Raw genomic sequence first — 2,500 nt, 5'->3', positions numbered from 1 at the left:
TAAAAGGCGAATAAATAACAAAGTAAATGGCTGAATAGATTCTAGCGCCCACTTTGTTGGTGCAATGGCTGTCCCCCATAATATAACAGCCACTAATAACATGCATATTTCTTTCATAATCTCCCACACCCATCAAAAATATATGTTAACCATCTTAATTATAGATTTTTTCTTATGCGAAATCCTTTAAAAATGAAAAAACGTTATGTGAAAAACAACTGAATAGTTATTTTCCGCATAACGTTTTCATATATTTTTAGTCATTCTACAACTTAATTATATAAAAGATAATTTTTACCTTAAACTAGCATTTTAGGATTGCTAAATTTACCGATTATGTTATTTGCTATATAAAAATAAACACAAAAAAACCTAAGTCGAAACGACTTAGGTTTTTGCTTGGCGACGTCCTACTCTCACAGGGACAAGGTCCCAACTACCATCGGCGCTAGAGAGCTTAACTTCCGTGTTCGGTATGGGAACGGGTGTGACCTCTCTGCCATCATCACCAAACTATTGAAGGCATATTCCTTCAAAACTAGATAACATTGCTACATATTATATGGTTAAGTCCTCGATCTATTAGTATTCGTCAGCTCCACATGTCACCATGCTTCCACCTCGAACCTATCAACCTGATCATCTTTCAGGGATCTTACTAGCTTACGCTATGGGAAATCTCATCTTGAGGGGGGCTTCATGCTTAGATGCTTTCAGCACTTATCCCTTCCGCACATAGCTACCCAGCTATGCCCTTGGCAGAACAACTGGTACACCAGCGGTGCGTCCATCCCGGTCCTCTCGTACTAAGGACAGCTCCTCTCAAATTTCCTACGCCCACGACGGATAGGGACCGAACTGTCTCACGACGTTCTGAACCCAGCTCGCGTACCGCTTTAATGGGCGAACAGCCCAACCCTTGGGACCGACTACAGCCCCAGGATGCGATGAGCCGACATCGAGGTGCCAAACCTCCCGTCGATGTGGACTCTTGGGGGAGATAAGCCTGTTATCCCCGGGGTAGCTTTTATCCGTTGAGCGATGGCCCTTCCATGCGGAACCACCGGATCACTAAGCCCGACTTTCGTCCCTGCTCGACTTGTAGGTCTCGCAGTCAAGCTCCCTTATGCCTTTGCACTCTACGAATGATTTCCAACCATTCTGAGGGAACCTTTGGGCGCCTCCGTTACACTTTAGGAGGCGACCGCCCCAGTCAAACTGCCCACCTGACACTGTCTCCCGGGTCGATAAGACCCGTAGGTTAGAATTCAATACAGTCAGGGCGGTATCCCACCAGCGCCTCCCACCGAAGCTAGCGCTCCGGTTTCAAAGGCTCCCGCCTATCCTGTACAAACTGTACCAAAATTCAATATCAGGCTACAGTAAAGCTCCACGGGGTCTTTCCGTCCTGTCGCGGGTAACCTGCATCTTCACAGGTACTATAATTTCACCGAGTCTCTGGTTGAGACAGTGCCCAAATCGTTACACCTTTCGTGCGGGTCGGAACTTACCCGACAAGGAATTTCGCTACCTTAGGACCGTTATAGTTACGGCCGCCGTTTACTGGGGCTTCAGTTCAGAGCTTCGCTTACGCTAACCCCTCTCCTTAACCTTCCAGCACCGGGCAGGTGTCACCCCCTATACTTCGCCTTACGGCTTCGCAGAGAGCTGTGTTTTTGCTAAACAGTCGCTTGGGCCTATTCACTGCGGCTTTCCGTTAAGAAAGCACCCCTTCTCCCGAAGTTACGGGGTCATTTTGCCGAGTTCCTTAACCAGAGTTCTCTCGCACACCTTAGGATTCTCTCCTCGCCTACCTGTGTCGGTTTGCGGTACAGGCACCTTTTTATCTCGCTAGAAGCTTTTCTTGGCAGCGGGGAATCAAAGACTTCGCTCCATAAGGAGCTTCCCCATCACAGCTCAGCATACGCGATAAGCGGATTTGCCTACTTATCAGCCTAACTGCTTGGACGTGCACAACCAATCGCACGCTTCTTCTATCCTTCTGCGTCCCTCCATTGCTCAAACGATAAAGAGGTGGTACAGGAATATCAACCTGTTGTCCATCGCCTACGCCTGTCGGCCTCGGCTTAGGTCCTGACTAACCCTGAGCGGACGAGCCTTCCTCAGGAAACCTTAGGCATTCGGTGACGGGATTCTCACCCGTCTTTCGCTACTCATACCGGCATTCTCACTTCTAAGCACTCCACCAGTCCTTCCGGTCTGACTTCACTGTCCTTAGAACGCTCCCCTACCACTGATACCATTGGTATCAATCCGCAGCTTCGGTGGTGTATTTAGCCCCGGTACATTTTCGGCGCAGAGTCACTCGACTAGTGAGCTATTACGCACTCTTTAAATGGTGGCTGCTTCTAAGCCAACATCCTAGTTGTCTAAGCAACTCCACATCCTTTTCCACTTAATACACACTTTGGGACCTTAGCTGGCGGTCTGGGCTGTTTCCCTTTTGACTACGGATCTTATCACTCGCAGTCTGACTCCT

Annotated in this window: 1 protein-coding gene and 2 rRNA genes (2 of these 3 only partly in view); all 3 read right to left on the bottom strand. The window is 48.3% G+C overall.

The window, feature by feature from the left end:
• Positions 1-117, bottom strand: partial view of a DMT family transporter gene (locus BGI23_RS01660; RefSeq protein ID WP_070805111.1) — the start only. It extends 810 nt beyond the left edge of the window; only the first 117 of its 927 coding nucleotides appear in the window; its start codon is at positions 115-117; its stop codon lies beyond the left edge, outside the window.
• A gap of 280 nt (positions 118-397) precedes the next feature.
• Positions 398-513 (bottom strand): 5S ribosomal RNA (gene rrf / locus BGI23_RS01655).
• Between the two features lie 49 nt (positions 514-562).
• Positions 563-2,500: ribosomal RNA gene (locus tag BGI23_RS01650) — 23S ribosomal RNA — on the bottom strand (it continues 985 nt past the right edge of the window).

The sequence above is a fragment of the Bacillus sp. ABP14 genome, assembly GCF_001831375.1.
In the GTDB taxonomy this organism is placed as follows: domain Bacteria; phylum Bacillota; class Bacilli; order Bacillales; family Bacillaceae_G; genus Bacillus_A; species Bacillus_A paranthracis.
The sequence above is the reverse complement of the archived record's forward strand: the minus strand, read 5'-3'. Positions and strand labels throughout refer to the sequence as shown.